The 273-nt window shown below is 44.0% G+C and carries 1 protein-coding gene; it reads left to right on the plus strand.

The window, feature by feature from the left end; translation table 11 throughout:
* Nucleotides 1-273 (plus strand): glycosyl hydrolase family 18 protein (locus tag CWC11_RS22460; RefSeq protein ID WP_138684284.1); only part of this gene is annotated, 273 nt, incomplete at both ends.

Raw genomic sequence — 273 nt, forward strand, 5'->3', positions numbered from 1 at the left:
GGTCATTTTAACTTGCTGAACAAATTTAAGAAACAGCATCCTGATGTTAAAACCTTGATCTCAGTCGGCGGTTGGGCGGAAACTGGTGGCTACTTCGACGAAACAGGTAAGCGAATTGCCAGCGGCGGTTTCTATACGATGACGACCAATGCAGATGGCAGCGTGAATCACGCGGGTATTGATGCGTTTGTAGCAAGTTCAGCTGAATTTATCCGTAAATACAACTTTGATGGTGTCGATATTGACTATGAATACCCATCTTCTATGAATGAC

The sequence above is a fragment of the Pseudoalteromonas sp. S3178 genome (assembly GCF_005886985.1).
Classification (GTDB): Bacteria; Pseudomonadota; Gammaproteobacteria; order Enterobacterales; family Alteromonadaceae; genus Pseudoalteromonas; species Pseudoalteromonas carrageenovora.